A 26,430-nucleotide genomic window follows, 5' to 3' on the forward strand; every position below is an offset into this window, starting at 1 on the left:
GCTCAGGCCTCTGGCCGATCGGTCTTGCTGACCCCGTCGTGCGGCAGCAGCACGCGCAGCCCGTCATGGCGCACCTGCATGCGGAACGGGCTGTTCAGCACCGTCTTTTCGCCGTCATGGGCCACCAACTGGCGGCGCTTGGGCGTCTCGATGGTCAGCGCATCCGTCAGGATCAGCTCGAAATCGTCGTCCTTGGCGCTTTTGCCCATCGCCATGCGCAGGGCCGACCGCATCAGCGGCAGGGGCCGCTTGGCCTTGGCGATCAGCACCGCGAATTCGCCGCGCCGGATCTGCGCCGCCCCTTCCAGCCCAAAGCTGTCCAGCTGATAGGCACTGCGCGCGACAAAGACCAAGGCGCTGGTATGCCGGGTCTCCTGCCCGTCGACGCGGGCCACCAGGTGCATCGGGCGGCGCAACCGGCGCAGCGCGACAAGCACCGACCAATAGGCCGCCAGCCGCGACCGCCCCCAGCGGCGATAGATCCCCTCGCGCGTCTTCAGGATCTGCGGATAAGCGCCCAGGCTGACATTGTTCAGAAAGATCAGGTCGTTGACATCGCCCACGTCAACCGCCTCGACCCGCGCGTCCAGAATCGTGTCCAGCGCGTCGTCGATGGTCTCCCCCACGCCCAGATCGCGCGGGAAATAGTTGAACGTGCCGCCGGGCAGCACGCCCATGATCACGTCCGTGCCGGTCAGCGCGCCCGCCACCGCCGATTGCGTGCCGTCCCCCCCCGCGGCAATCACCAGGTCATAGCCCTCAGCCGCCACCTGGCGCGCCAGCGCAGGCAGATCACTGCCCTTGCGGCTTTCGCGCAGCCGATAGCTGCCGCAGGCGGGTGCCAGCCGTTCCTTCAGCAGGGTACGCAACTCGGCATGCTTCTTCTTGCCCGATCCGCGATTCATGACGACGCAGACATTCGCGTCGGCCAGATCGAACCGATCCGTGGTGCTTTGCATGGACAAGGGGTCTCCCGGGACAGCGGTCATGTGTCGGGACCAAACACCCGAAGCCCGCGCCGGGTTGCATCCTCAGATCAGCCGCGCCGCCGCCAGTGCCGACGGTTTCAGCCCCTGCCCGCCCTCCTGCACGAATGCCTGCAGCTGTGCCCGCATCCGCGGCTCCCAGAAATCGCGCAGATGGGCCGCGATCTTGTCGGGCGCATCGCCGGGCTGAGTGTCAAAGAACGTGGCGATCTGGTTGGCCATCAGGACCATCTTGTCAGGCGACATGGGATACCTCGGCGCGCAGCCGTTGGGGGTGAGAGAACAGATCGAACCCGTCACCGCGGGCAAAGGCCGCCAGCGTGATGCCCGCCCCCTGCGCCAGGCGCAGCGCATGGGCGGTGGGGGCCGACACCGCGATGATGACCGCGCCCCCGGCAATGGCGCATTTCTGCACCATCTCGGTCGACACGCGGCTGGTCAGCACGAAGGCCCCCGTCCCCGCATCGACGCCCTGCCGCGCTATCGCGCCGATCAGCTTGTCCAGCGCATTGTGCCGCCCCACATCCTCGCGCGCCAGCACGATGCCGCGCCCGGGCACCAGGAACCCCGCCGCATGGACGGCCCGCGTCCGGTCATGCAGCGGCTGCCAGGCGCGCAGCGCCTCGGTCGCGCCGGCGATCTGGCCCGCATCCAGCACCGGCCCCGCATCACCCAGCTGGGGCAGCGCGCGCACGGCCTCGTCCAGGCTGTCGATGCCGCACAGCCCGCAGCCCACCGGCCCGGCCATGAACCGACGCCGCGCGGCCAGCGCCTCGGTGCGGTCCTCGGCGATCCACATCTGCGCCTCCAGCCCCTTGGGGTGGGCTAGAACCTCCAGCCGCTCGATCTGGGCGGGGTCGGTCACGATCCCCTCGGTCAGCGAAAACCCCACCGCAAAATCCTCAAGGTCGGCGGGCGTGGCCATCATCACGGCCTGGGTCGAGCCGCCATAGACCATCGCCACCGCCGTTTCCTCGGGCAGGGTGCGGGTCACGGCGCTGGTGCTGCCCGCGCGGACATGGGTCGCGCGGGCGGTCTGGGCAGGGGTCGGCAGGGTCATCGGTCACTCCGCGGCTGACAGGACCCGCCGCGACCTTTCGGCCTGCGCCTGATAGTCCCGCTGCCAGTCCGAGGGACCGTTGGAGGGACTGACCTGCACGGCGGTGACCTTGTATTCCGGGCAATTGGTCGCCCAGTCCGAAAAATCGGTCGTCACCACGTTAGCCTGCGTCATCGGATGGTGAAAGGTCGTATAGACCACGCCCGGCGACACCCGGTCGGTAAGCACCGCCCGGAGGGTCGTCTCTCCGGCCCGGCTGGCAAGCCGCACCCAGTCGCCCTCGTTCACGCCCCGCACCTCTGCGTCGTGGGGGTGAATCTCCAGCACGTCCTGATCGTGCCAGATGCTGTTTTCGGTCCGCCGCGTCTGCGCGCCAACGTTGTATTGCGACAGGATGCGCCCGGTGGTCAGCAACAGCGGGAACCGCGGGCCGGTCCGTTCATCCGTCGCCACGTATTCGGTGATCATGAAATGACCCCGCCCCGCCTGGAACCCGTCCACATGCATCAGCGGCGTGCCCCGCGGCGCGGCCTCGTTGCAGGGCCACTGGACCGAGCCAAGCTCCTCCAGCCGCTCATAGCTGACGCCCGCGAAACTGGGCGTGGTCGCCGCGATCTCGTCCATGATCTGGCTGGGATGGGTATAGTGCCAGCCCGCCTTGCCCGTCTCCTTCAGCAGGGCATTGGCCAGCATCTGCGTGACCTCCCAATCCTCGTATCCGTTGCGGGGCGCCATCACGCGGCGCACGCGGTTGATGCGGCGTTCGGCATTGGTGAAGGTGCCGTCCTTCTCCAGGAAACTGGAGCCGGGCAGAAAGACATGCGCGTAATTCGCGGTCTCGTTCAGGAACAGGTCATGGACGATCACGCATTCCATCGCCTTGAGACCCGCGGCCACGTGATGCGTGTCGGGGTCCGATTGCAGGATGTCCTCTCCCTGGCAATACAGCCCCTTGAACGTCCCCTCGACCGCCGCATCCAGCATGTTCGGGATGCGCAGGCCCGGCTCGGGGTCGATCTCGACCCCCCAGGCCGCCTCGAAGATGGCGCGCACATCCGGCAGCTTGACGTGCCGGTATCCCGGCAGCTCGTGCGGGAACGACCCCATGTCGCAGGCGCCCTGGACGTTGTTCTGACCGCGCAGCGGGTTCACGCCCACGCCGGGCCGCCCGATATTGCCGGTCAGCATCGCCAGGTTGGCGATGGCCATCACGGTGGTCGATCCCTGGCTGTGCTCGGTCACGCCCAGCCCGTAATAGATCGCGCCATTGCCGCCCGTCGCGAACAGCCGTGCCGCAGCGCGCAGATCGGCGGCGGGAACCCCGGTCAGCGCCTCGACAGCCTCGGGGGCGTGGCGGGGGTCGGCGATGAACTCGGCGTAATGCTGGAACTCGTCCCAATCGCAGCGGTCGCGGATATAGGCCTCGTCCATCAGCCCTTCGGTGACGATCACATGCGCCATCGCGCTGACCACGGCCACGTTGGTGCCCGGACGCAGCGGCAGGTGGTGATCGGCCTCGACATGCGCGGAACGCACGATATCGGTGCGGCGCGGATCGACGACGATCAGCCGCGCCCCCGCGCGCAGGCGCTTCTTCAACCGGCTGGCAAAGACCGGGTGCCCGTCCGTGGGGTTCGCGCCGATGATCAGCACCACGTCGGTCTGTTCGACGCTGTCGAAATCCTGCGTGCCGGCAGAGGTGCCAAAGGTCTTGCCCAGCCCGTAACCCGTGGGCGAATGACACACCCGCGCACAGGTATCGGTATTATTGTTGCCGAAGACCGCGCGGGTCAGCTTCTGAACCAGATAGGTTTCCTCATTGGTGCAGCGACTGGAGGTGATGACCCCCACCGACCGCCGCCCGTGCCGCTCCTGGATGGCGTGCATACGACGGGCCGCAAAGGCCAGCGCCTCGCCCCAGGCGACCTCGCGCCAGGGCTCGTCGATGCTGTCGCGGATCATCGGCGACAGAATGCGGTCCTTGTGCGCGGCATAGCCATAGGCGAACCGCCCCTTGACGCAGCTGTGGCCCCGGTTGGCCTTGCCGTTCTTCCACGGCACCATGCGCACCAGCGTGTCGCCGTTCATTTCGGCCTTGAAGCTGCAGCCGACGCCGCAATAGGCGCAGGTCGTGATGACCGACCGCGTGGGCGTGCCCAATTCGGCCACCGATTTCTCCTGCAGGGTCGCGGTCGGGCAGGCCTGCACGCAGGCCCCGCAGCTGACGCAGTCGCTGGCCAGGAAATTCTCTCCGGCGACGGCCACGCGGCTGTCGAAACCCCGCCCCTCGATGGTCAGCGCGAAGGTCCCCTGCACCTCCTCGCAGGCGCGCACGCAGCGCGAACAGACGATGCACTTGCTGGGGTCATAGGTGAAATAGGGGTTGCTGTCGTCCTTGGGGATGAACAGCGGATTGTCGTGACCACCACGCAACCGCGCCTCGGCCTGAGACCGCGCGCCCTGCCCCGAAACGTCGAAATGGTTCGCGCCGGGCGTATAGCGCACATCACGCAGCCCCACCTGCCCTGCCGCATCCTGCAGCTCGCAATCGCCATTGGCCGCGCAGGTCAGGCAATCCAGCGGGTGGTCGCTGACATACAGCTCCATCACGCCGCGGCGCAGCTTGCGGATCTTGTCGGTCTGGGTCCGCACGACCATGCCCTCGGCCACCGGGGTGGTGCAGCTGGCGGGCGTGCCGCGCCGCCCCTCGATCTCGACCACGCACAGACGGCAGGACCCGAACGCCTCCAGGTTATCGCTGGCGCACAGCTTGGGGATCTGCACCTCGGCCATCATGGCCGCGCGCATCACCGATGTGCCCTCAGGCACCGTCACCTGCACCCCGTCGATGGTCAGGCAGACGGGCGGGCCGTGGCGGGCGGGGGTGCCCATGTCACGCTCGTCGCCCGGGGCGAATTGGGGGATGATGAAGTCTTTCATTCGGCGGCCTCCCTTTGGGTGGCGAAATCGTCTGGAAATTGCGTCAGCGCGGACATGACCGGATAAGGCGTGAACCCCCCCAGCGCACAGAGAGAGCCATCCTTCATCGTCTCGCACAGGTCGGTCAGCAGGGCGGCAGCAGCAGGGTCGCCCGCGGCGATGCGGTCGATGGTCTCGACCCCGCGGACCGCGCCGATCCGACAGGGCGTGCATTTCCCGCAGGATTCGATGGCGCAGAACTCCATCGCGAACCGTGCCATCTGCAGCATGTCGGCGCTGTCGTCGAACACGACCAGCCCCGCATGCCCGATCAGCCCGCCGGCGGCGTCGAAATCCTCGTATCCCATCGCCGTGTCGAATTTCGACACCGGCATATAGGCGCCCAGCGGCCCGCCGACCTGCACCGCCTTGACCGGACGCCCGGTCGCCGTGCCGCCCGCGATATCGTTGACCACCTCGCCCAGCGACAGACCGAAGGCGGTTTCGAACAGCCCGCCCCGCGCCACGTTCCCGGCAATCTGCAGCGTGACCGTCCCGCGCGACCGGCCCAGCCCGAAATCGGCATAGGCTTGCGCGCCGCGTTCAAAGATCACCGGCACGGTCGCCAGGCTGATCACGTTGTTCACCACCGTGGGCTTGCCCAGAAACCCCTCCAGCGCGGGCAGCGGCGGCTTGGCGCGGACCGTGCCACGCTTGCCCTCCAGGCTGTTCAGCAGGCTGGTCTCCTCTCCGCAGACATAGGCGCCGGCGCCGACCCGCACCTGCATGTCGAAGGCGCGCCCCGACCCCAGCACATCCGGCCCCAGCACGCCGCGCGCACGGGCGATCGCGACCGCCTGTTCCAGCACGTCGATGGCCACCGGATATTCCGACCGCATATAGACATAGCCGCGCGTGGCGCCCACGCCCAGCGCGGCGATCGCCATCCCCTCGATCAGGGTGAAAGGGTCGCCCTCCATGATCATCCGGTCGGCGAATGTGCCGCTGTCGCCCTCGTCGGCATTGCAGACGATGTATTTCTGATCGGCGACGGCCTCGGCCACGGTCTTCCACTTGATGCCGGTGGGAAACCCCGCGCCGCCGCGCCCGCGCAACCCGCTGGCGGTGACCTCGGCCACGATCTGCGCGCTGTCCATCGCCACGGCCCGGCGCAGGCCGACCAGCCCGCCATGGGCCGCGTAATCGTCCAGATCCAGCGGGTCGATCAGCCCGCAGCGCGCGAATGTCAGCCGCGTCTGGCGCGCGAAGAAGGGGATATCCTCGACCGTGCCCAGGCTGTTCAGCCGCCCGTCCATCAGCGCCGGGACATCCGCCGCCGATACCGGGCCATAGGCCAGCCTGCGCCCGTCCGCCTCGACCTCGACCAGCGGCTCCAGCCAGACCATGCCGCGCGATCCGTTGCGGATGATCTGCACGTCCAGACCGCGCAAGGCCGCCTCGTGCGCGATGGCATCGGCGACCGCATCCGCGCCCAGCGCCTTGGCCGCGCTGTCCAGGGGAACATAGATCCTCATGCGCCCGCCCCCGTCTCGGCCAGCAGACGGTCGGCATCGACCCGCCCCAGCAACCGACCGTCCAGCATCGCGGCAGGGCCGCAGGCGCACAGGCCCAGGCAATAGACCGGCTCGACCGTGACCGCGCCGTCCGGGGTGGTGCCGTGCCAGTCCACGCCCAGCCGCGCCAGCGTCTCGGCCGCGACGCCGGTGCCGCCCATCGCCTGGCAGGCCTCGGCGCGACAGATCTTCAGGACCTGCCGCCCGGCAGGATGGTCGCGGAAATCGTGGTAAAAGCTGATGACACCTAGAACCTCGGCCCGGCCCAGGTTCAGCAGATCGGCCAGCACCGGCACCGCCGCCTGGGGCACATGGCCCCATTCGGCCTGAATCGCGTGCAGCATGGGCAGCAGCGGCCCCTCCAGCGCGGTCAGGGGCGCCACGATCTGGCGGATATCCTCGGCCGAGGGGGTGGCTGGCGCTAAGTTGGCTGGCGCGGGGTCACGCATGGCTGGCCTTTCTGTCGTTCCCCCCCAGTCAACGCCCGGAACGATCACAAATCAATATCGCAGTTCCGTCATACGATAGGCTGCGCCTATGACACCATGCGCCGCGCCTCGGTCAGCAGGGCCTCCAGCACGGGTGTGTGGGGCTCGCGCCAGGGCGCGATCAGGCCGACGGCATGGCCCGGCCCGTCCGGCGCCAGCGGCACCAGCGCCAGCGGCTTGCCCTGTGCCAGAAACCCCGCGATGTCCTGCGGCAGGATCGTGACCCAGCCCCCGGCCAGCACCTGCGAGACCAGCACCACGGTCGAATTGCTTTCGACCATGGCCAGGGGGGTGACGCCCGCATCGGCCAGGCGGCGGTTGATGATGCGGCGGTTCTGCATGTCGGGCGTCAGCAGGCACAACCGCAGCCCGTCCAGCGCCGCCCAGTCCAGCACCCCGGCCCCTGCCAGCGCATGATCGGCCGGCACCACCAGGCTGTAGCGTTCGTCATACAGCGGCACCGCGCTGACCCGGCCCAGCGGCTCGTTGTCCAGATAAGAGATGCCCGCATCGACCTGCAGATCCTCGATCATCTTCAGGATCTCGACCGAGGCGCGCGACAGGATCGTCAGCCCGACATTCGGATGCGCCGCCCCATACCGTGCCGCCAGCCGCGCGGCCCAAGTCAGCGCGGTCGGCACCACCGCGATGCGCAGCTGGCCGGTCAGCCCGTGGCGGGTGGCGCGCATCTCGTCGCGCAGCTGGCGGGCGTCGCCCACGATGCGCCGCGCCCAGACCAGCGCCGCCTGCCCCTCGGGCGTCAGCCCGCCATAGCGGGCGCCGCGAAAGATCAGCAGGACGCCAAGCTGCGCCTCCAGCTGCTTGATGCCCGCCGACAGGCTGGGCTGGGTGATGCCCAGCGTGGCCGCGGCGCGTCCGAAATGACCCTCCTTGGCCACGGCCAGGAACATCTCCAGCTTGTCGATCATGGGGCCTCCTTTTTGGCGCATCAGGCGCGCATGGGTCTGCGGGGTCAAGCCTTGCCGCGCGCGCGCCGCCGGGGCAGGATCAGACGATGGACGACATCCTGCTGATCCACGGGGCCTGGCATGGCGGCTGGTGCTGGGACGCCACGGCGGCGGCCCTGCGCGCGCGGGGCTGGCGCGTGGCCTGCCCCGACCTGCCCAATGCGGCGGACACGACGCTGGAGCAGGCGGTGGCGGCCCTGCCCCCGGCCCGCGTGATCCTGGGCCATTCGATGGGCGGGATCCTGGCCGAGGCGCTGGCCACCACCCACCTGCCCCGCGCCCTGATCCACCTATGCAGCTATCTGCCTTTGCCCGGCGACAGCCTGGCCGCGCTGGACCGGCTGATCCCCGCACCGCCCCGCGCCTGGCCGCGCGACCCCGAGGGCCGCCTGATCCTGCCCCCCGATGCCGCGCGGGCGCTGATGCTGCACGGGCTGGATGACGCGCAGGCCGTGCAGGCCATCGCCCGCCTGCGCCCCCAGCCGGTCGGGCCTTTGCGCGATCGCTGGCCAGGGCCGCGGGCGCAGGTGCCGCGCCACTACGTGCTGTGCGCGCAGGACCGCGCCATCGCGCCCGCGCTGCAACGTGCCATGCTTGCGCGCGCCCCGGTCCAGCATGTCCACGAAACCGTTTGGGATCATTCGCCTTTCCTGACCGATCCGCAGGGGCTGGCCGATCTGGTGGACCGCATCGCGCGTTAGTCCACCGCCACGGCCACCACCGCCAGGCAATCGCCGGTCTGGACCAGCCCGGGGAAATGCCGCGCCGCCAGCAGGCCGGGGCGGTTCGCGTGGACGGTGACCGGCGCAACCCCGGTGCGGTCGGCGGGCCAGATGCAGGCCAAAGGTTGTCCTTCGGCCACGGCCTCTCCCAGATCGACCAGCGGATGCAGCAGCCCGCCCTGCGGCGCGAAGTGGAAGCAGGCGTCGTCGGGCATGTCCAGCATGCGGCCGGCCGCGGCGCCCTCGACCGGGCCGGACAGGATGCCCGCATGGCGCAGCACATTGCGTGCCCCCCGCAGCGCAATCGCGACCGAGGCCGCCGTGGCCGTCCCGCCGCCGCCCAATTCGGTCGTGACAAAGACCTTGCCCTGCTGTTCCACCGTGGTGTCGAACATGCCGACCGCGTCGATTTCCCGCATCATCATCGACCAGGGCGCACCGAACGCCCGCATCGCGGCCACGCAGGCCGCCTGCTGATCCGCATCGTCCAGGTAATGCGCCGCGGCATAGGGCAGGAAATCCAGCGTCTTGCCGCCCGAATGGTAATCCAGCACGACATCCGCCGCAGGCACCAGGACCGTCGCCAGATAATCCGCGATCTTTTGCGTCACCGTGCCGTCGGGGCGGCCCGGAAAGGCGCGGTTCATGTTGACCCCGTCCACCGGGCTGACCCGCGTGCCCGCCGCCACCGCGGGCGCGTTCATCGCGGGCAGGATGATCACGCGGCCCATCACCTGCGCGGGCTCCAGCTCCCAGGCCAGCTGCTGCAGCGCCAGGGGGCCTTCGTATTCGTCGCCGTGATTGCCCCCGGTCAGCAGCGCGGTGGGACCGTCGCCGCCCCGGATGACCGTCAGCGGGATCATCACGCTGCCCCAGGCGCTGTCGTTGCGGCTGTAGGGCAGGCGCAGGAACCCGTGATGCTTGCCGGGCGCGTCCAGGGGGATGGTTGGGACGATCGCCGTCACGACTTCACCAGCATCCGGCGCGGCAGGGTGCAGAACAGGTCGGGCGCACCATCGGTGATGATGATCGATTCCGTGGTCTCATACCCCCAGTCGTCCATCCACAGCCCGGTCATGAAATGGAACGTCATCCCCGGCTGCAGCACGGTCTTGTCGCCCCGGCGCAGCGACATGGTGCGCTCGCCCCAGTCGGGCGGATAGGACAGGCCGATCGGGTATCCGGTGCGGTTGTCCTTGACGATGCCGTGGCGGTCCAGCACCCGGAAGAAGGCGTTGGCGACATCCTCGCAGGTGTTGCCGGCGCGGGCGGCCTCCAGCCCCTCGTCCATGCCCTCCAAGACGGCCTTTTCGGCCTCCAGCATCGCGTCGGGGGGCGTGCCCAGAAAGATCGTGCGCGACAGCGGCACGTGGTATCGCTGATAGCATCCGGCGATCTCGAAGAACGTGCCCTCCTCGGGCTTCATCGGCTGGTCGTCCCAGGTCAGGTGCGGCGCGCCCGCATCCGGTCCCGACGGCAGCAGCGGCACGATGGCCGGATAGTCGCCGCCATGCCCCGACCATTCGTCATAGCGCAGGCCCGCATCATAGATCTCGGCCACCAGGTCGCATTTGCGCATACCCACCTCGACCTTGTCGGCGATGCGGCGGTGCATGCGTTCCACGATGCGCGCGGCCTTGCGCATGTATTCCAGCTCCTTCTCGGTCTTGACGGCGCGCTGCCAGTTGACCAGCGACACCGCGTCGGTCAGCCGCGCGTCCGGCAGGCCCGCGACCAGACAGCCATGCGCCTTGGCGGAATACCAGTAATTGTCCATCTCGACCCCGATGGTGCCGCGATTCCAGCCCAGATCGGTCAGCCGGGCGGCCAGATACTCCATCGGGTGGCGGACCTCCGATTGAACGTAGTGATCGGGATAGCCGATGATCGCATCCTCGGGCATCCAGACGGTGCGCAGCGCGCCCTGCGCGTCCTGCCCGCGCCCGAACCACACGGGCGGGCCGGACGGCCCCACGATCACGCATTGATGCACATAGAACGACCAGCCGTCATAGCCGGTCAGCCATGCCATGTTGGACGGATCGCTGACGATCAGCACGTCCAGCCCCTGACGCGCCATCCGGGCGCGGGTGCCGCTCAGGCGGGCCTGATATTCCTCGGTCGCAAATCGTTCGGGGGTGCGTTGCAGTTCGGGCATGGGCGTGAACCTTGCAGGGGGGTGATGTTACCAGCTTCGGGTGCGAAACAGCGCGCCGGGGCCGTGGGCGGGAATGCGCGCGCGGTCCAACATGGCCCAGAACAGCGCCTGGTTCGCGGTCAGGACCGGCTTGCCCAGCTGCGCCTCCAGCGCGTCGATCAGCTCCAGCGCGGGCAGCGCGGTGCAGGACAGAAACAGCGCCTGCGCGTCGGGGTGATCGGCGGCCAGCGCCATCTCCGTGATCTCGGGCGGAGCCAGCAGCGCCATCTCGCGGTCGTCTGCATGGCCCATCGACACGCTGCGCACCACGTCGATGCCCTGCGCGGCAAAGCGGTCCGCGACCAGCGCCGTGGTCAAGGCCAGATAGGGCGTCATCAGCGCGACCCGCGACACGCCAAGCGCAGCAAAGCCCCGCAGCGCCGCCCCGGCAGGCGCGGTCACAGGCGCGCGGTCGCCGGTCAGCGCCTCCAACCCCTCGCCCAGCACGGCCGATGCGGATGTGCAGCCGAACGCGATCCCGGCCAGGGGCACGCCCGGCACGATCAGGTTTGCGGCCTCGGACAGCCGGGGGCCGGTCGCGCGCAGGTTCGCCTCGGTCGTGGGGTTGTCAAAGGCGATGCGGGTGACGTGCAGGCGCGTGCCATGGGGCATCAGGCGCGCGGCGTCGGCCTCGATCGTCATGTCGGTCGCAAGCGCGATCAACCCGAAACGGGTCAGGGCATCATGCGCCATGGATCAGCCCCCCACCGCCAGATCGCGCAGGAACAGCGCGATCTGCGGGAAAAAGATCAGCGCGACCGAGACCGACAGCAGGATGCAGACAAAGGGCGGTGTGCCGCGGATCACCTCCCAATAGGGACGCTTGAACACCGCGATGGCCGTGAAGATGTCGCAGCCAAAGGGCGGGGTCGCGCTGCCGATGGCGACCTGCAGGGTGACGATGGTGCCCACCAGCACCGGGTCCAGCCCGGTGGCCTGCACCACGGGCGCAAAGATCGGCACCAGGATCAGGATCACCACGATGGGGTCCACGAACATGCAGCCGATGAAGAACGCGATGGAGATGGTGAACAGCACCCCGTATCGGCCCATCGCGTCGATGCCGATGCCCGACAGGATCTCCTGCGGGATCTGGGCAAAGCTGATGATATAGCTGAAGGCCGCGCCCGCGCCGACCAGGATGAAGACCACCGCCGTGATCAGCCCGGTCGATTTCGCGGTCGTGAACAGCTGGCGCGGCGAGACCTCGCGAAAGACGATCATCTCCAGCACCACGGCATACAGAACGCAGGCCGCCGCCGCCTCGGTCGGAGAGAAGACGCCCCCATAGATGCCGCCGATGATGATGACCGGGAACCCCAGGGGCCAGATCGCGCGCCGCATGGCACGCAGGCGCAGGCGCCAGGGCGTGCGCGGCTCGGTCGGCACATTGTGCCGCACCGCATAGATATAGGCATAGATCGAGAACAGCAGCAAAATCAGTAGCCCCGGCCCGATGCCCGCCAAAAACAGCTCGGATATCGAGGTGCCCGACACCACGCCATAGATGATCATGCCGATCGACGGCGGGATCAGGAAGGCGATGTCGGATGCGTTGATGATCAGCGCCAGCGTGAACCGGTCGCTGTATCCCGCCTTGAGCAGGCGCGGGCGCAGCGGCCCGCCCACGGCAACCACCGTCGCCTGGGTCGAGCCCGACACCGCGCCGAACATCGTGCAGGCCCCCGCGGTCGAGATGGCAAGCCCGCCCTTGATATGGCCCAGAAAGGCCATCACCAGGTCGATCAGGCGGCTGGCGGACTGGCCGCGGGTCATGATCTCGGCGGCAAAGATGAACATCGGCACGGCGATCAGGCTGGCGGGCTGGATGCCCGCGATGACCTGCGCCACCAGCGTGTCCAGCTGGCCGATGCCGCCGAACAGACCGATGAACCCCACGACGGCGCCCAGGATCAGCGGCACCATCATCGGAAAACCCAGCAGCAGCAGCACGATCATCGTGCCCAGAATGGCGGTCGTCATGCGTCGGGGTCCTTGGCGGGCAGATCATAGCCGTCGCGCGTCGCGGTCGACAGCCAGATGTCGGGTTCGGTCAGGTTCTTCAGCGCGGTCAGCGCGTATTGCAGGCCGGTCAGAAAGAACCCCGCCGGGACCCAGACGATGATCCACCATTGCGGAATGCTCAGCGCGGGCAGCACGCGCCCCCGGCTGGCCTGGGTCATCACATAGGACAGCGCGAACCAGGCCAGACCCAGCAGCAGCGCCGCCGTCAGCGCCGAGATGGCGACCATCATCGCCTTGCGGCCCGCATGCGGCAGCGCGTCGGTCAGCGCCGACATGCGGATGTGCCGCCCGTGGCGCGCCGCATAGGACATGCCGGCGAAGGTGATCAGCACGATCAGCGCCTGGTTCACCTCCTCCGCGAAATACAGCGATCGGCCAAAGACGAACCGCCCCACGACATTGGCGACCGTGTTGATCGCCATGGCCAGCACGCCCAAGGCCAGTGCCACGGCCTCGACCCGCGCGATGGCACGGTCCAACAGGCCCAGGGGCCCGGGCAGGCCCGACTGATACAGGCTGTCGTCGATGTCGTCCTGGGCCTGCACCGCCTCGGCGGTGGCCAGGATCTGATCGTCGTCGGACAGGCGCGGGGGCCGGTCAGCAGGGGTGTTGGGCGTCATGGCCACCTGTCCAGATCTTGTGTCGTCAGCGGAACCGGCCCGCGGCGGGGCCGGTTCCCGTCAGCGCGATCAGTTCGCGGCGGCGTCCAGATCGGCCTTCATCTGGTCCAGCACCTCCTGGGCGCGGGGTCCACCGATCTCAAGGAAGGTCGCCTCGACCCGCTCGGCCGTGTCGCGGAAGGGGGCGCGCTCCTCCTCGGTCAGGGTGGTCACGGTGATCGACGGCTTGGCCGCCGTGATCGCCTCCAGCGAAGCCTCGGTCAGGCCCTGCTGGTATTCGATGATGTGGTCGAAGGCCGCCTGCGTGGCGTCGCGCACGACCTGCTGATCCTCCTCGGACAGACCCGCGAAAAAGTCCTGGTTCGCCATCAGCGCGGTGGTGAAGTTGTTGTGCCCCAGCCGCGTGATGTGGTCCTGAACCTCGTACATGCGGGTCGATTCGATGAAGAAGGCCGGGTTTTCCTGCGCATCCACGATGCCGGTCTGAAGGCCCCCATAGACCTCGCCCCAGGGCAGTGGCGTGGGCATAGCGCCGAAGGCGCGATAGCTTTCGACCAGCAGCGGGTTGGTCATGACGCGGACCTTGACGTCGCTGAAATCGGCGGGGGCCGCGATGGGGCGGTCGGAGGTGACCATCACCTCGCCCTCGGGATACATGGTCAGCAGCTCCAGCCCCTGCTGGGCATACAGCTCGGGGAAGATCGTGTTGATCGCCTCGGAATCGCGGAAGAAGGCGAACAGCTGGTCGTCATCCTCGGGCAGCAGATAGGGGACGAAGAACACCTGCGCCTCGGGGATCAGCGCGCCGGTGAAACCGGGCGACTGGTTCACGAATTGCAGGATGCCCGACTGAGTCTGCTCCAGGATGTTGTCCGATTCCCCCAGCGTGCCGAACGGGAACAGCTGGACCTCGTGGTCGGAATTGGCCTCGACCTCTTCCTTGAACTTCTGGGCGAAGACGCCCTGAACCTCGTCCAGCGCCTCCTCGAAGGCATAGCGCCAGGTGTCGGCCATGGCGGCCCCCGATCCCAGAATCAGGGCGGTCAGGCTGGCGGTCGCCAGGCGAAAGGCGGGGCGGGTCGTGTGGGTCATGATACCTCCTGTTGGGGCGGGCCTGGCACGGGGATCGCGCGGGCCCTTCTGCGGCAGGATTCGGACCTTGCGGACCGTTCCGGTTGGGCCCGATGGTTCGGGACAAGCGGATTCCAAGTCAATTGATGTATTAAATCATGACAATTTGGTCAGCAGAAGTCAAACAGGTCGCCCAATTGTCCCGCCCCCGGCCGCCCGTCAGCCGGGCAGTATTGCCGATACGATGCGCAGCGCCTGCTCCAGATCGCGCATCGGCGGCCCGCCCAGAGACAGTCGCAGCGCCGGTCCCTGGGGCAGCACGGCAAAGCCCGCGCCGGGCGCCAGCGCCACCTGATGGGACAGCGCCTGCACCAGGGCCGCGCCCTCATCCGTGCCCGGCGCCAGCGGCATCCAGCGGTGCAAACCGTGCAGAAAGCCCTGCGCACGCTGGCCCAGGACGCGCACCGCCAGCCGGTTGCGCGCGGCCAGCTCGGCCCGCTGCGCGGCCAGCAGCGCGTCGGCGGTGCCGCCGGTGATCCAGTCCTGCGCGATCTCGGCCATCAGGGGGGTGGCCATCCAGGCCATCGACAGATGCCGGTTCAGCGCGGCCTCTGCCAATTTTTCGGGCATCGCCAGAAAACCCAGGCGCAGGCCCGGCGACAGGCATTTCGACAGGCCGGTGAAATAGAAGCTGCGGTCCGGGGCGAACCCCGACAGGGCGGGCGGGCGGCGCGGCGGCATCGGCCCGGTCGGGTCGCTTTCCAGGATCACCAGCCCGGCCTGAGTCGCGGCGCGGGCCAGCGCCGCACGCCGGTCGCGGTCCATCACCCGCGCCCGCGGCCCCCCGCCCGAGGGCAGCAGGAACACCGCCTTCATCCGCCCGCCCGAGGCCCGCGCCGCCCGCAGCAGCGCGTCGGGGTCCATCCCGTGTTCGTCGTCGGGAATACCCTGCAAGCGCAGGTGCAGGTGCTGGGCGGCGGGCCGCAGCGTGTGGCAGGTCGCCGATTCGGTCGCGATGATGTCGCCGGGCATCCCCACGCATTGCAGCGCCACGAACATCGCGGGCGTGGTCCCGTTGGTGATCAGGATCCGCTGTGCCGGCACCACCATCCCGCAGCGCGCCAGCCAGGCCCCCGCCATCCCGCCGTAAAGCGCCATCGTCTGGCGCGGCCGGAACGACAGCATCGCGGGGTCGGGCAGCGTGCCCGACAGCCGCATCAGCGTGTCAGCCCAGGCCGCGCGGATCTGGGGCAGCGCCACGGGGGTCATCATCGACAGATCGATCGGGGGCCGGTCGGTGGGGGCGCGGAACCAGGGCACCTCGATCGTCTCGCGCGGGCCCGAACGGACAAAGCTGCCGCGCCCGACCTCTCCCGAGATCAGGTCGGCGCGGATCAGCTCCTCATACGCGCGGCTGACGGTCTGGACGCTGACGCCCAGCTGCCAGGCCAGGTCGCGATGCGGCGGCAGGCGCGCACCAGGCGCCAAGCTGCCCGCGTCGATGGCCGCGGCGATGCCCTGGGCCAGGCTGCGATAGGCCGGGCGGGTGATGTCGGTGCGTCTCAGAGGCCAATGGGACATGGCGCGCAGGATCGCCCGCCGCACGCGGATTGACAAGCGGGCCGCGCGGGGGAACATGCGCCCCATGATCCCGCCCCGCAGCCTGCGCCTGGACGACCGCGACATCGCCATCCTGGCGGTGCTGTCGCGCGAGGGGCGCATCACCAAGACCGACCTGGCCGCCCGCGTGAACCTGTCGCCCACGCCCTGCTGGGACCGGATGCGGCGGCTGGAACAGGCGGGCCTGATCCGCGGGTACCGGGCGCAGATCGCCCTGGGCCTGCTGGGCCCGCATGTACAGGTCTTTGTCACGGTCGAGCTGGACCAGCACCGCAGCGAAAGCTTTCAGCGGTTCGAGGCGGTGATCGCCCGCATGGACGCCGTCACCGGCTGCTGGGCCATCGGCGGGGGGTTCGACTATCTGATGTCGGTGATCGCGCCGGACGTGGCGGCATTCCAGGGCGTCATGGACGCGCTGCTGGACAGCGGCGCGGGCGTCAGGCGCTATTTCAGCTATATCGTGACCAAGCCGGTCAAGGATCAGCCCCCCTTGGGCGCAATGCTGGAACATCATCGGCTTGAGGGCTGAACTTCAGGGATTTCCTCGGGCAGGAGCCACCGGATCAGAGGAATCCTCGGCTCCCGCCGCCCTATCCTGCCCCCAGCAGGAACAGGAGCGATGATGCTGACGAATGACGAACTGGCCCGCTGGGACCGCGAGAGCTTTTTCCACCCCTCGACCCATCTGGGGCAATTCGCGCGGGGCGAGGCGCCGCAGCGCATCATCACCGGGGGCGAGGGCTGTCACATCACCGACCGCGACGGCAACCGCCTGCTGGACGGTTTCGCGGGGCTGTACTGCGTGAACGTCGGCTATGGCCGCACCGAGATCGCGCAGGCCATTGCCGATCAGGCGCATCAGCTGGCCTATTACCACGCCTATGCCGGCCACGGATCCGAGGCCGCGATCACGCTTGCGCAGATGGTCATGGACCGCGCGCCCCAGGGCATGGCGCGGGTCTATTTCGGCCTGTCGGGATCGGATGCGAACGAGACGAACATCAAGCTGGTCTGGTATTACAACAACATCCTGGGCCGCCCGAAGAAAAAGAAGATCATCAGCCGGTGGCGCGGCTATCACGGGTCGGGCCTGATGACCGGATCGCTGACAGGGTTGAAGTTGTTTCACGCCAAGTTCGACCTGCCACTGGACCAGGTGATCCATACCGAGGCGCCGTACTATTTCCGCCGCCCCGACGTGGCGATGTCTGAATCCGATTTCGTGGCCCATTGCGTGGCGCAGCTGGAGGCGCTGATCGCCGAACATGGCGCGGATACCATCGCGGCCTTCATCGGAGAGCCGGTGCTGGGCACGGGGGGCATCGTGCCGCCGCCCGCGGGTTACTGGCCCGCCATCCAGGCGGTTCTGGACCGCCACGACATCCTGCTGATCGCGGATGAGGTGGTGACGGGCTTTGGCCGGATGGGGACGATGTTCGGGTCGGACCATTACGGCATGCGCCCCGACCTGATCACCTGCGCCAAGGGCCTGACCAGCGCCTATGCGCCGCTGTCGGCCAGCATCGTGGGCACGCGGGTCTGGGACGTGCTGACGCGCGGCACGGACGAGAACGGCGTGATGGGGCATGGCTGGACCTATTCCGCCCATCCCATCGGGGCGGCGGCCGGGGTGGCGAACCTGAAGCTGATCGACAGCCTGGGCCTGGTCGAGAACGCCGGGACCGTGGGTGCCTATCTGAACGACCGGATGCGGTCGGCCGTGGGGGATCACGCCCATGTCGGAGAGGTGCGCGGCGAAGGCATGCTGTGCGCGGTGGAACTGGTCGCAGATCGCGACGCGCGGCGATTCTTTGACGCGTCCGAGGGTAAGGGCGCCAACGTCGTGGCGGCGATGCTGAAGCGTGGCGTGATCGCGCGGGCGATGCCGCAGGGCGACATCCTGGGCTTTGCCCCGCCCCTGTGCCTGACGCGCGAAGAGGCCGACCGGATCGTCGATGTGACGGCCGAGGCACTGACCGAGGTGCTGGGCTGACTTGCGTCCCGCGACGGCGGGGGGATTTCACATCCCCCCGCACCCCCCTGTGGCGTTGTCCGACCGCCCCGGCAGGGGTGCGCTGATCTGGTCCGGCATGTCGATGTCGCGTAGCAGTCCCGGCGCGGGCACGGACCGGTCGGGGGCCAGATCACGCAGCAGGCGACCCGCGCCCTGATCGCCGGTCAGTTGTGCAAGCCGCAACAGCCAGTCACGCGGGAAGCAGGCCGGCGGCAGCGGCACAGAACCGTCGTGGCTGGAAGAGGGCAGACCATCTGCGGTCCTGTCGACGATGGCCGTCAGGTGCGCGGCGGTAACGTCGGGCATGTCGCCAAGGGCGATCAGCAGCCGGTCTGGATCACCCGCCGCGGCCAGGCCCGCGCGCAGGCTGTCCGATTGCTGCCCCTGCGGGATCAGCACGATACGAAAGCCGTCCAGCCACGGCGTCAGGGCGGGGTTGCTGATGACGACTATACGGTCATCCAGCGCAGTAGCCCGCATGGCCTGCGCGGCATGGGCGATAAGCGGTAACTCTGCAACCGTTGCCAGCAGCTTGTCGGACGGACCGAAGCGGCGCGATGCGCCAGCCGCCAGCAGCAGACCGATGCAGGTCACGCGGTCAGCACCTCGTAGGCGGCAAGGATCTGGGTCAGGGCGGATGCCGCGATCAGGCGCGGATCGCGGGCCGGGCTGACGACGCCGATGGGTCCGGTGATCCGATCCAGCGTGGCCATGTCGAAACCCTGTTCGGTCAGGGCCGCCAGCCGCGCGGCCTGGGCCCGCCGCGACCCCAAAGCGCCGATATAGAACGCGCCCGACCGCAATGCGCGGGCAAGCGCGGGCAGTTCGCGGTCGTGGTCGTGAAACAGCGTCACCACGGCGGTATGGGCGTCGGGGCGCGCGTCGCGACCCATCAGGGGCAGGTCCATCGCGGCGACCAAGGTGGCCAGGGCCTGCGCCTCGTCCCCCTCTCCGTGGATCTGGAAGGCGGGGGGCGGCGGCAGGGTCAGCGCAAAGTCATCGGCATCGGGGTCGCCCGCGCGGCAGGGCGCGCCGGTGCGCAGGTTCACGCACCACTGCCCGGTGCGGCGGCGGATGCGGTCGTCCCAGATGGCGCCCAGCCAGTCGGAGTCGGACCTGTGGATCAGCGCGATCTGCACCGTGCCGCCGCAGGGCAGCGGCAGGTCCAGCGGGCCGCCCACACCATAGGTCAGCCGCGTCACCGGGCCGGGCACGTCCAGATGGGCTGCGATGTCGGCGTCGATGCAGCCCGCGCCCAACCGTCCGACCCGCGCGCCATCCGGCCACAGCGCCATCATCGCGCCGGGGCGGCGCGGAAAGCCCCCCTGCGCGTCGGTCAACAGCGCCAGAGATCCGCCGGGACGGCGCAGCAGCGCCTTGACCGGGCAGTCGGCGGGGGCGGTGATGGGAGAGGAGATCGACATGGCGCAGGCTTTCGGCAATCGGTTCTGGCAGCGTAACGCAGCCGGGGCGATTTGGATGCCAAAAAGACGGCAGGCGTGCCTATTCCGGACAGGGCTGTCCAGCTGCCCCCCATTTCAGCACGTCGTCGATATGGGTCTGCAGGCCGTGGGGGGCCGGTTCGCGGCCGCCTCCGGGTGCGAAACCCCATGCGACAAAGCCGCCGTGACCGGCATCCTCATGCAGATGCTGGGCCAGCTCGATCCAGTCGCGCCCGCCGTTCAGCGCGGGGTCGCGCAGCTGGCGGCAGATCGCGGCGCTGTCTAGGCCGAACCAGGCCATCTCGACCGGGGGCAGCTGCCAGGGGATCATCGCGTTGGGCGCCTGGCGCGGGTCCGATTCCAGCGTCGAGGCGGTGACGTGGCAGGTGGCGCAGGGCAGCGTCTCAACCCCCATGCGGCTGTCGCCGCCGCTGATGGCCATGCCATGCGGGCGGGGTTCGGGAAATTCGGGGCCGGACCACATGGGCAGGTGATCGGACCCCACATGGCAATTCGCGCAGCGCGGATGCGAGACGACCTGATGCACGCGGTCCCACGCGGCCAGCCCGTCTGCGGGGCTGACCGACCCCTCCTCGGGCGGGGCCACGATCGAGGGCATCACCTCCGCGCCCGCAGGCCCGGCCATGAGCAGCAGCGCCAGCACCCGGATCATGCGAAGCGCACCGTGCGCGCGAAGGGCATCTGGCGCAGCCGCTGGCCGGTCGCGGCAAAGATCGCGTTGCCAAGCGCCGCGGCGGCGGGGGGCACGCCGGGTTCGCCCAAGCCCCGCAGGGGGCCGTTCTCCAGCAGGCGGACCTGCACGGCGGGGGTCTGGTGCATGCGCATCCCCTCATAGGCGTGGAAATTGGTCTGGTCAGGGGCGTGGCCGCGATAGGTCAGTTCGCAATTCATCGCATGGCCCAACCCGAACAGCATACCGCCCGACAGCTGGGCATCGGCGTTCACCGGATCCAGCACGATGCCCACATCGGCCACGGCAAAGGCCTGGGTCAGGCGGATGCCCTGCGGTGTGTCCTGAACCTCGACCACCTGGGCGCAGGGCACGCCGAAGGACAGGCAGAACGCCACCCCCCGCCCGCGCCCCTGCCCCGCGTCGCGGCCGGTCCACCCCGACAGGTCGCGGACCCCCTCCAGCACCGCGCGCGAGGGGGCGTGGTCGCACAGACGCAGCAACCCCTCCAGCGGGTCGATGCCGGCCTGCGCGAACATCTCGTCCAGGGCGGTGCCGAAAAAGAACCCGTTCGACGACGCGCCGACCGAACGCCAGCTGCTGACCGGCACGGTTTCGGGCGCGCGCAGGCCCGTCACGCGGAAATGCGGGATGGCGAAGGGCTGGTCCCAGGCCCCGGTGGTGATGCTGACATCGCCGCCCGGCGGCGCGCTGCTGACGCGGCCGAACCAGGAGGCGATGACCGAGGGGCTGGCCACGGTCAGGTCCAGCGCCTGCACGCCATCGGCGGTCACGTGCCCCCGGACGCGGGCGATCTGGGCGGGGCGGGGCTGGTCATGGGCGAAATCCTCCTCGCGCGACCAGGTCAGCTTGACGGGGCGGCCGGGGACGGCCATCGCGATTTCTACGGCCTGGGCGATGAAGTCGATCTCCAGCCGCCGACCAAAGCTGCCGCCGATCATCTGGTTCTCCATCCGGATCGCGGATTCGGGCAGGCCGGTCAGGGCGGCGGCGCGGGCCACGGCAAAGTCCGGCACCTGGGTGCCCGCCCAGATGGTGCAGGCGTCGCCGGTGACCAGAACCGTGGCGTTCATCGGCTCCAGCGGCGCATGGGCCAGGAAGGGCACGCGGTATTCGGCGGCGAAATCGCCGGGTGCAATGGCCGCGTCCACATCGCCATCGTCGCGGCGGCGCGTGTCGATGGCGCCCGCGTCATGGGTCGCCTCCAGCGCGGCCCAGATCGCGTCCTGATCGCCCGCCGTGTCGGGGGGCGTGAAGGTCACCCCCAGCGCCGCTGCTGCCTGCATCGCCGACCAGGTATCGCGGGCCAGAACCGCCACGCCCCCGGTGATGGGCAGCACGCGCAGGACGCCCTGCATGCCTTCGGCGGCGACCGGGTCCAGACGGGCGACCGTGCCGCCCCAGGGCGCCATCCGCACCGTCGCGTGCAGCATGTCGGGCAGGACCAAGTCGATGCCGTAAACCTGGGTGCCGGTCGATTTGGCGACCACATCGGCCCGCTGCATCGGCTGGCCCAGCCAGCGCCATTGCGACCGGTCGCGCAGCACGATGTCGGTCACCGGCTCCAGCCGCGCGGCGTCCACCGCCAGATCGGGATAGGGGATGCGCGTGCCGTCGGGTAGGATCACCGCGCCGTCCGCCGTGTCCAGATCGGCGCGGGACAGGCCGTGGCGCGTGGCTGCGGCCTGCTTCAGCGTCTCTCGGGCCACCGCGCCCGCCTGGCGCAGCTTGTCGAACCCATCGGCGGTCGAGCTGGAGCCGCCGGTCATCTGCCAGCCCAGCAGCCGCGCGGGAATGTCGGCGGCGCCCCGCGCGGTTTCGGCCAGCCAGCCCGTGTCGGTCGGCGCGAAGGGCATGAAATCCGCGATCAGCGCGCGGTTGTAATAGGTGGCGCTGACCGGGCCGGGGATGATGCGCGCGGTGGCGGGGTCGATGTCCAGCTCTTCGGCGATCAGGGCGGCCTGCAGCCAGCGCGCCCCCTGCCCCTTGTCCGCGCGCGGCGCGACCAGCGTGACGCCATCCGCGTCGATCAGCACATAGGGGTTCAGCGCCCCGGCATCGGTCCCTGCGAAGGGGTCCGGCAGCGGCCGCGTATAGCGCCAGGCGCCAAAGGCCACGCCCCCCGCCACCGCGACCGAGCCGATCAGGAAGCCCCGCCGCGCAATGCGCCCCGCCCGTGACAGTCCAGCCCGTGACATCAGACCCCGCCCATGCGCAGGGCCGCCGTCCGGATCGCGGCGCGGATGCGCGGATAGGTGGCGCAGCGGCACAGGTTGCCCGACATGGCGCGGTCGATCTCCTCATCGGTGGGGTCGTCGTTCAGCGACAGAAGGGCGGCGGCCTGCATGATCTGGCCCGACTGACAGTATCCGCATTGCGCGACCTGTTCGCCGATCCAGGCGGACTGGACGGGATGGGGGGCGTCAGGGGTGCCCAGGCCCTCGATGGTGGTGACCTCTCCGGTCACGTCGGACAGGCGGATCTGGCAGGCGCGCACCGCTAGGCCATCCACATGCACCGTGCAGGCCCCGCATTGCGCGATGCCGCAGCCGTATTTCGTGCCGGTCAGGCCCAGCAGATCGCGCAGCGCCCACAGCAGGGGCATCTGCGGATCGGCGTCCAGGCTGCGGCGCTGTCCGTTGACGATCAGGTCCATGCCGCGACCCTGCCGCAGGCCGCGCCGTCCCGCAAGATGCCCCAACACAGGACCCGCCGTCACGTCACAGCAAAAGACCGCCGATCCTTGCGGATGGCGGTCCATGCGGGTGCCGAAAGGGGCAGATCTTACTTGATCTTGCCTTCCTTGTATTCGACGTGCTGACGCACGACCGGGTCGTATTTCCGGACGGACATCTTTTCGGTCATCGTGCGGGCATTCTTCTTGGTCACATAGAAGTGGCCGGTGCCGGCGGTCGAGTTCAGCCGGATCTTGATGGTGGTCGGCTTCGCCATGGTTGTCGCTCCTGCTTCGGGGCAATCGCGCGCCGCAAACCCCGTGGAATTCGTGTTGAAGCCGCCTTTTAGTCCCGCAGGTGGCGAAGTCAACCGCCAAACCCGCCATGGGGCGCGAAAACACCGAAAAACCCGCCCCAGGGCCAGATGCGCCTTGCCCCGCGATGCGGCGCGGGCGATATTTCCGGCCGGACATATTGCCCCGGAGCCCGCCATGCCCCCTGCCCGCCTGACCCTTGCGGCGATCCTGCTGTCCCTTCCCGGGGCGGGCGCGGCCGATACGGTGCAGGTCTTTGCCGCGGCCTCGCTGCAGACCGCGCTGGACCGGGTCGGCGCGGATTTCACGGCCCGGACCGGGCATGACGTGGTGCTGACCTATGCCGGGTCGAACCTACTGGCCCGCCAGATCACCCAGGGCGCGCCCGCCGACATCATGGTGTCGTCCAACCCGGAATGGATGGACGTGCTGGAGGATCAGGACCTGCTGGCGCCCGGCACCCGGCGCGATCTGCTGGGCAATGCGCTGGTACTGGTGTCGGGCGATCCACAGGCGGAACCGGTCACCATCGACGCGGGGCTGGACCTGCCGGGCCTGCTGGCGGGCGGGTTCCTGGCGATGGGGCTGATCGATTCGGTGCCCGCCGGGCAATACGGCCATGCCGCGCTGACCCATCTGGGGCTGTGGGACGGGGTGCGGGACCAGGTCGCACAGGCGGACAACGTGCGCGCGACCCTGGCGCTGGTCGCGGCGCGCGAGGCGCCTCTGGGCATCGTCTATGCCACCGACGCGCAGGCCGACCCGCGCGTCACCGTCATCGGCCAGTTCCCCGACGACAGCCACCCGCCGATCACCTATCCCGTGGCGCTGCTGGCGCAGGCGCAGGACGCCGCCGACCGGGCGTTCCTGGACGCGCTGTCGGCCCACGAGGCGCAGGCCGTCTTTGCCGCCGAAGGGTTCACCCTTGCCCGCTGACTGGCTGTCCCCGGCTGACTGGCAGGCGGTGCGCCTCAGCCTCAAGGTGGCGTTCTGGGCGGTGCTGTGCAGCCTGCCTCTGGGCATCCTGACCGCGCATGCGCTGGCGCGCTGGCGCTTTCCGGGGCGGGGGCTGCTGAACATGCTGGTGCATCTGCCGCTGATCCTGCCGCCGGTGGTCACGGGCTATCTGCTGCTGCTGACCTTTGGGCGACAGGGGGCGGTGGGCGCCTGGCTGGAACAGGTCGGCATCGTGCTGGCCTTTCGCTGGACCGGAGCGGCGCTGGCAGCGGCGATCATGGCCTTTCCGCTGATGGTGCGCGCCATCCGCCTGTCGATCGAGGCCGTGGACCCGCGCCTTGAACAGGCCGCCGCCACCCTGGGCGCGCGCCCGGCCTGGGTCTTCTTGACGGTCACGCTGCCGCTGATCCTGCCGGGTATCCTGGCGGGGGCGGTGCTGGCCTTCGCCAAGGCGATCGGCGAATTTGGGGCGACGATCACGTTCGTGTCGAACATTCCGGGACAGACCCAGACCCTGCCCTCGGCCATCTACACCCGCCTGCAGGTGCCGGGGGCCGAGGCCCAGGCCGGGCGGCTGGTGCTGGTGGCGATTGCGCTGTCGGTGGGCGCACTGATCCTGTCGGAATGGCTGTCGCGCGCCGCAGCCCGCCGGGTCGCGCCATGAGCCTGTCGGTCCGCATCGACCATGCCTGGCCGGGATTTTCGCTGTCGGTCGACGTCACCGCGCCGCCCGGCGTCACCGCGCTGTTCGGCGCATCGGGGGCGGGCAAGACCACGCTGATCCGCGCCGTCGCGGGCCTGCTGCGCCCCGACCGGGGCCGGATCGCGGTGGACGGACGGATGCTGTTCGACAGCGACCGGGGCGTGAACCTGCCGCCGCATCGCCGCCGCGTGGGCTATGTGTTCCAGGACGCGCGGCTGTTCCCGCATCTCAGCGTGCGGCAGAACCTGCTCTATGGGCGCTGGTTCGCGGGGGCGGGCGGCGGGCCGACGCTGGCGCAGATCGCCGATCTGCTGGGCATCGCGCCCCTGCTGGAGCGTCGCCCCGCCGCGCTGTCGGGCGGTGAGGCGCAGCGCGTGGCCCTGGGCCGCGCCCTGCTGGCCCGCCCCGGCATCCTGCTGCTGGACGAGCCGCTGGCCGCCCTGGACCAGCCCCGCAAGGCCGAGATCCTGCCCTATCTGCGCGCGCTGCGCGACGCGACCGACCTGCCCATCCTCCATGTCAGCCACGACCCCCAGGAGATCCGCACCCTGGCCACCACCGTCCTGCGGCTGGAGGCGGGCCGCGTCATCGCCCAGGGGCCGCCCGACGCGGTGCTGCCCCTGCCCCAGAACGCGGGCGTGACGCTGCGGGCGACGCCGCGCGACGGCCCGGGGCCGGGGCAATGGGTCGATACCGCCGCCGGGGTGCTGCATGTCGCGACGCGCGCGACCGGCCCGCTGCGGCTGCGCATCGCCGCCGATCAGGTGATGGTCGCGACCGCGCCACCTGCGGGGCTGCTGGGGGCCACGATCCTGCCCGCGCGGATGGTGGGACAGGCGGACGGCCTGCTGCGGCTGGCGGTGGGGACCACGCATCTGCTGGCCCGCGCGCCGCTGGATCCGGCGCTGTGCCCGCCTGCGGACAGCGCGGTCCACGCCGTGCTGCTGCGCGATCCAACCGTGCTGGATGCCATCGGTTGCACGACCGACAGCCCGTCGCAGAACGACTGAGCGGCATGGCCCTGCGCGGTCGGGGCCGTAAACCATTCTGGCATTCGTCTGTTGACAGGCATCCCATCTCTGCGCGAACTGAAGGCTGTACGGGTCTTTTCTAAGCATCCCTTGTCATTTTATTCGGTTTTCGGCGTTCCATGTGCGGCATTATCGGGATTTTGGGTCGTCACGAGGTTTCGCCTCAACTGGTCGATGCGCTGCGGCGGTTGGAGTATCGGGGCTATGACAGCGCCGGGGTGGCGACGGTGGACGCCACTGGACAGCTGGAGCGCAGGCGCGCGGTGGGCAAGCTGGTCAACCTCAGCGACCTCTTGGTCCACCAGCCGCTGACCGGGCATGCGGGCATCGGG

General features: G+C 69.4%; 26 protein-coding genes and 1 pseudogene. 7 read left to right on the plus strand and 20 right to left on the minus strand.

Annotated elements, in window-relative coordinates:
• Nucleotides 1-2 precede the first annotated feature (2 nt).
• From ABS73_RS04965 to ABS73_RS04995, 7 genes are all read right to left on the minus strand, one after another.
• Nucleotides 3-959: a diacylglycerol/lipid kinase family protein gene (locus ABS73_RS04965; RefSeq protein WP_277024247.1), complete on the minus strand. Its 957-nt coding sequence runs from the start codon at nucleotides 957-959 to the stop codon at nucleotides 3-5.
• Nucleotides 960-1,031: 72 nt separating this feature from the next.
• A complete protein-coding gene (locus tag ABS73_RS04970; RefSeq protein ID WP_136855875.1) occupies nucleotides 1,032-1,232 on the minus strand; it encodes a formate dehydrogenase subunit delta in 201 nt (66 codons plus the stop codon).
• Nucleotides 1,222-2,046 carry a formate dehydrogenase accessory sulfurtransferase FdhD gene (gene fdhD, locus ABS73_RS04975; RefSeq protein WP_277024250.1) on the minus strand — a complete coding sequence of 275 codons (825 nt, stop codon included), beginning with the start codon at nucleotides 2,044-2,046 and terminating at the stop codon, nucleotides 1,222-1,224. Before fdhD ends, ABS73_RS04970 begins: the two co-directional genes overlap by 11 nt.
• Before the next feature lie 3 nt (nucleotides 2,047-2,049).
• Nucleotides 2,050-4,986 carry a formate dehydrogenase subunit alpha gene (gene fdhF / locus ABS73_RS04980; protein ID WP_277024252.1) on the minus strand — a complete coding sequence of 979 codons (2,937 nt, stop codon included), beginning with the start codon at nucleotides 4,984-4,986 and terminating at the stop codon, nucleotides 2,050-2,052.
• A complete protein-coding gene (locus ABS73_RS04985; RefSeq protein ID WP_277024256.1) occupies nucleotides 4,983-6,500 on the minus strand; it encodes a formate dehydrogenase beta subunit in 1,518 nt (505 codons plus the stop codon). Before ABS73_RS04985 ends, fdhF begins: the two co-directional genes overlap by 4 nt.
• A complete protein-coding gene (locus ABS73_RS04990; RefSeq protein WP_277024259.1) occupies nucleotides 6,497-6,988 on the minus strand; it encodes a formate dehydrogenase subunit gamma in 492 nt (163 codons plus the stop codon). The genes ABS73_RS04985 and ABS73_RS04990 overlap by 4 nt, the downstream gene beginning before the upstream one ends.
• An 86-nt stretch (nucleotides 6,989-7,074) precedes the next feature.
• Complete coding sequence (locus ABS73_RS04995; RefSeq protein WP_277024261.1) at nucleotides 7,075-7,956, minus strand: LysR family transcriptional regulator; 882 nt, start codon at nucleotides 7,954-7,956, stop codon at nucleotides 7,075-7,077.
• Nucleotides 7,957-8,042: 86 nt separating this feature from the next.
• Here ABS73_RS04995 and ABS73_RS05000 point away from each other — a divergent pair, with 86 nt between their 5' ends.
• On the plus strand, nucleotides 8,043-8,696 hold the full coding sequence (locus ABS73_RS05000; protein ID WP_277024263.1) for an alpha/beta fold hydrolase: 654 nt from the start codon (nucleotides 8,043-8,045) through the stop codon (nucleotides 8,694-8,696).
• Here ABS73_RS05000 and doeB read toward each other — a convergent pair.
• From doeB to ABS73_RS05035, 7 genes are all read right to left on the minus strand, one after another.
• On the minus strand, nucleotides 8,693-9,682 hold the full coding sequence (gene doeB, locus ABS73_RS05005) for a N(2)-acetyl-L-2,4-diaminobutanoate deacetylase DoeB (protein WP_277024265.1): 990 nt from the start codon (nucleotides 9,680-9,682) through the stop codon (nucleotides 8,693-8,695). The two genes, ABS73_RS05000 and doeB, sit on opposite strands and share 4 nt — an antisense overlap.
• Nucleotides 9,679-10,875, minus strand: a complete 1,197-nt coding sequence (gene doeA / locus ABS73_RS05010; RefSeq protein ID WP_277024268.1) for an ectoine hydrolase DoeA — start codon at nucleotides 10,873-10,875, stop codon at nucleotides 9,679-9,681. Before doeA ends, doeB begins: the two co-directional genes overlap by 4 nt.
• A 27-nt stretch (nucleotides 10,876-10,902) precedes the next feature.
• Nucleotides 10,903-11,607: a maleate cis-trans isomerase family protein gene (locus ABS73_RS05015; RefSeq protein WP_277024271.1), complete on the minus strand. Its 705-nt coding sequence runs from the start codon at nucleotides 11,605-11,607 to the stop codon at nucleotides 10,903-10,905.
• 3 nt (nucleotides 11,608-11,610) lie between these two features.
• Complete coding sequence (locus tag ABS73_RS05020; RefSeq protein ID WP_277024273.1) at nucleotides 11,611-12,897, minus strand: TRAP transporter large permease; 1,287 nt, start codon at nucleotides 12,895-12,897, stop codon at nucleotides 11,611-11,613.
• On the minus strand, nucleotides 12,894-13,559 hold the full coding sequence (locus tag ABS73_RS05025) for a TRAP transporter small permease (RefSeq protein WP_136855886.1): 666 nt from the start codon (nucleotides 13,557-13,559) through the stop codon (nucleotides 12,894-12,896). The genes ABS73_RS05020 and ABS73_RS05025 overlap by 4 nt, the downstream gene beginning before the upstream one ends.
• 69 nt (nucleotides 13,560-13,628) lie before the next feature.
• Nucleotides 13,629-14,651 carry a TRAP transporter substrate-binding protein DctP gene (gene dctP, locus ABS73_RS05030; protein ID WP_277024276.1) on the minus strand — a complete coding sequence of 341 codons (1,023 nt, stop codon included), beginning with the start codon at nucleotides 14,649-14,651 and terminating at the stop codon, nucleotides 13,629-13,631.
• Between the two features lie 198 nt (nucleotides 14,652-14,849).
• Nucleotides 14,850-16,211 (minus strand): aminotransferase-like domain-containing protein, encoded by a 1,362-nt coding sequence (locus ABS73_RS05035; RefSeq protein WP_286693411.1) that lies wholly within the window; start codon nucleotides 16,209-16,211, stop codon nucleotides 14,850-14,852.
• 64 nt (nucleotides 16,212-16,275) lie between these two features.
• Between ABS73_RS05035 and ABS73_RS05040 the strand changes: the two genes are divergently transcribed.
• Together ABS73_RS05040 and ABS73_RS05045 are read left to right on the plus strand one after the other, a co-directional pair.
• Complete coding sequence (locus tag ABS73_RS05040; protein ID WP_277024280.1) at nucleotides 16,276-16,779, plus strand: Lrp/AsnC family transcriptional regulator; 504 nt, start codon at nucleotides 16,276-16,278, stop codon at nucleotides 16,777-16,779.
• A 93-nt stretch (nucleotides 16,780-16,872) separates the two neighbouring features.
• Complete coding sequence (locus ABS73_RS05045) at nucleotides 16,873-18,243, plus strand: aspartate aminotransferase family protein (RefSeq protein WP_277024314.1); 1,371 nt, start codon at nucleotides 16,873-16,875, stop codon at nucleotides 18,241-18,243.
• A gap of 27 nt (nucleotides 18,244-18,270) precedes the next feature.
• On the opposite strand, the gene ABS73_RS05050 is transcribed toward ABS73_RS05045, so the two are convergent.
• From ABS73_RS05050 to rpmG, 6 genes are all read right to left on the minus strand, one after another.
• Nucleotides 18,271-18,858, minus strand: a complete 588-nt coding sequence (locus tag ABS73_RS05050) for a nucleotidyltransferase family protein (protein WP_277024282.1) — start codon at nucleotides 18,856-18,858, stop codon at nucleotides 18,271-18,273.
• Entirely contained in the window at nucleotides 18,855-19,688 is an 834-nt protein-coding gene (locus ABS73_RS05055) for an XdhC family protein (RefSeq protein WP_277024284.1), read from the minus strand. Before ABS73_RS05055 ends, ABS73_RS05050 begins: the two co-directional genes overlap by 4 nt.
• A 79-nt stretch (nucleotides 19,689-19,767) precedes the next feature.
• Complete coding sequence (locus ABS73_RS05060; protein ID WP_277024287.1) at nucleotides 19,768-20,379, minus strand: hypothetical protein; 612 nt, start codon at nucleotides 20,377-20,379, stop codon at nucleotides 19,768-19,770.
• On the minus strand, nucleotides 20,376-22,616 hold the full coding sequence (locus ABS73_RS05065) for a xanthine dehydrogenase family protein molybdopterin-binding subunit (RefSeq protein ID WP_277024288.1): 2,241 nt from the start codon (nucleotides 22,614-22,616) through the stop codon (nucleotides 20,376-20,378). Before ABS73_RS05065 ends, ABS73_RS05060 begins: the two co-directional genes overlap by 4 nt.
• A complete protein-coding gene (locus ABS73_RS05070; protein WP_277024290.1) occupies nucleotides 22,616-23,074 on the minus strand; it encodes a (2Fe-2S)-binding protein in 459 nt (152 codons plus the stop codon). The genes ABS73_RS05065 and ABS73_RS05070 overlap by 1 nt, the downstream gene beginning before the upstream one ends.
• A gap of 128 nt (nucleotides 23,075-23,202) precedes the next feature.
• The gene (rpmG, locus tag ABS73_RS05075; protein ID WP_042244479.1) at nucleotides 23,203-23,370 is read right to left on the minus strand and encodes a 50S ribosomal protein L33; all 168 of its coding nucleotides are present in this window, start codon (nucleotides 23,368-23,370) and stop codon (nucleotides 23,203-23,205) included.
• 214 nt (nucleotides 23,371-23,584) lie between these two features.
• Here rpmG and modA point away from each other — a divergent pair, with 214 nt between their 5' ends.
• The 4 genes and pseudogenes from modA to ABS73_RS05095 form a co-directional block, all read left to right on the plus strand.
• Nucleotides 23,585-24,343, plus strand: a complete 759-nt coding sequence (gene modA, locus ABS73_RS05080) for a molybdate ABC transporter substrate-binding protein (RefSeq protein ID WP_277024302.1) — start codon at nucleotides 23,585-23,587, stop codon at nucleotides 24,341-24,343.
• Nucleotides 24,333-25,028 carry a molybdate ABC transporter permease subunit gene (gene modB / locus ABS73_RS05085; protein ID WP_277024304.1) on the plus strand — a complete coding sequence of 232 codons (696 nt, stop codon included), beginning with the start codon at nucleotides 24,333-24,335 and terminating at the stop codon, nucleotides 25,026-25,028. Before modA ends, modB begins: the two co-directional genes overlap by 11 nt.
• Nucleotides 25,025-26,077 carry a molybdenum ABC transporter ATP-binding protein gene (gene modC / locus ABS73_RS05090; protein ID WP_277024307.1) on the plus strand — a complete coding sequence of 351 codons (1,053 nt, stop codon included), beginning with the start codon at nucleotides 25,025-25,027 and terminating at the stop codon, nucleotides 26,075-26,077. Before modB ends, modC begins: the two co-directional genes overlap by 4 nt.
• 140 nt (nucleotides 26,078-26,217) lie before the next feature.
• Nucleotides 26,218-26,430 (plus strand): annotated as a pseudogene (locus tag ABS73_RS05095) (glutamine--fructose-6-phosphate transaminase (isomerizing)); the annotation flags it as partial.

The organism is Paracoccus sp. SCN 68-21, from assembly GCF_001724535.1.
In the GTDB taxonomy this organism is placed as follows: domain Bacteria; phylum Pseudomonadota; class Alphaproteobacteria; order Rhodobacterales; family Rhodobacteraceae; genus Paracoccus; species Paracoccus hibiscisoli.

Coding starts and splice junctions, on each gene's coding strand:
- ABS73_RS04965 (WP_277024247.1), bottom strand. CDS start 959: ATGCAAAGCACCACGGATCGGTTCGATCTGGCCGACGCGAATGTCTGC.
- ABS73_RS04970 (WP_136855875.1), bottom strand. CDS start 1,232: ATGTCGCCTGACAAGATGGTCCTGATGGCCAACCAGATCGCCACGTTC.
- fdhD (WP_277024250.1), bottom strand. CDS start 2,046: ATGACCCTGCCGACCCCTGCCCAGACCGCCCGCGCGACCCATGTCCGC.
- fdhF (WP_277024252.1), bottom strand. CDS start 4,986: ATGAAAGACTTCATCATCCCCCAATTCGCCCCGGGCGACGAGCGTGAC.
- ABS73_RS04985 (WP_277024256.1), bottom strand. CDS start 6,500: ATGAGGATCTATGTTCCCCTGGACAGCGCGGCCAAGGCGCTGGGCGCG.
- ABS73_RS04990 (WP_277024259.1), bottom strand. CDS start 6,988: ATGCGTGACCCCGCGCCAGCCAACTTAGCGCCAGCCACCCCCTCGGCC.
- ABS73_RS04995 (WP_277024261.1), bottom strand. CDS start 7,956: ATGATCGACAAGCTGGAGATGTTCCTGGCCGTGGCCAAGGAGGGTCAT.
- ABS73_RS05000 (WP_277024263.1), top strand. CDS start 8,043: ATGGACGACATCCTGCTGATCCACGGGGCCTGGCATGGCGGCTGGTGC.
- doeA (WP_277024268.1), bottom strand. CDS start 10,875: ATGCCCGAACTGCAACGCACCCCCGAACGATTTGCGACCGAGGAATAT.
- ABS73_RS05015 (WP_277024271.1), bottom strand. CDS start 11,607: ATGGCGCATGATGCCCTGACCCGTTTCGGGTTGATCGCGCTTGCGACC.
- ABS73_RS05020 (WP_277024273.1), bottom strand. CDS start 12,897: ATGACGACCGCCATTCTGGGCACGATGATCGTGCTGCTGCTGCTGGGT.
- ABS73_RS05025 (WP_136855886.1), bottom strand. CDS start 13,559: ATGACGCCCAACACCCCTGCTGACCGGCCCCCGCGCCTGTCCGACGAC.
- dctP (WP_277024276.1), bottom strand. CDS start 14,651: ATGACCCACACGACCCGCCCCGCCTTTCGCCTGGCGACCGCCAGCCTG.
- ABS73_RS05035 (WP_286693411.1), bottom strand. CDS start 16,211: ATGTCCCATTGGCCTCTGAGACGCACCGACATCACCCGCCCGGCCTAT.
- ABS73_RS05040 (WP_277024280.1), top strand. CDS start 16,276: ATGATCCCGCCCCGCAGCCTGCGCCTGGACGACCGCGACATCGCCATC.
- ABS73_RS05045 (WP_277024314.1), top strand. CDS start 16,873: ATGCTGACGAATGACGAACTGGCCCGCTGGGACCGCGAGAGCTTTTTC.
- ABS73_RS05055 (WP_277024284.1), bottom strand. CDS start 19,688: ATGTCGATCTCCTCTCCCATCACCGCCCCCGCCGACTGCCCGGTCAAG.
- ABS73_RS05060 (WP_277024287.1), bottom strand. CDS start 20,379: ATGATCCGGGTGCTGGCGCTGCTGCTCATGGCCGGGCCTGCGGGCGCG.
- ABS73_RS05065 (WP_277024288.1), bottom strand. CDS start 22,616: ATGTCACGGGCTGGACTGTCACGGGCGGGGCGCATTGCGCGGCGGGGC.
- ABS73_RS05070 (WP_277024290.1), bottom strand. CDS start 23,074: ATGGACCTGATCGTCAACGGACAGCGCCGCAGCCTGGACGCCGATCCG.
- rpmG (WP_042244479.1), bottom strand. CDS start 23,370: ATGGCGAAGCCGACCACCATCAAGATCCGGCTGAACTCGACCGCCGGC.
- modA (WP_277024302.1), top strand. CDS start 23,585: ATGCCCCCTGCCCGCCTGACCCTTGCGGCGATCCTGCTGTCCCTTCCC.
- modC (WP_277024307.1), top strand. CDS start 25,025: ATGAGCCTGTCGGTCCGCATCGACCATGCCTGGCCGGGATTTTCGCTG.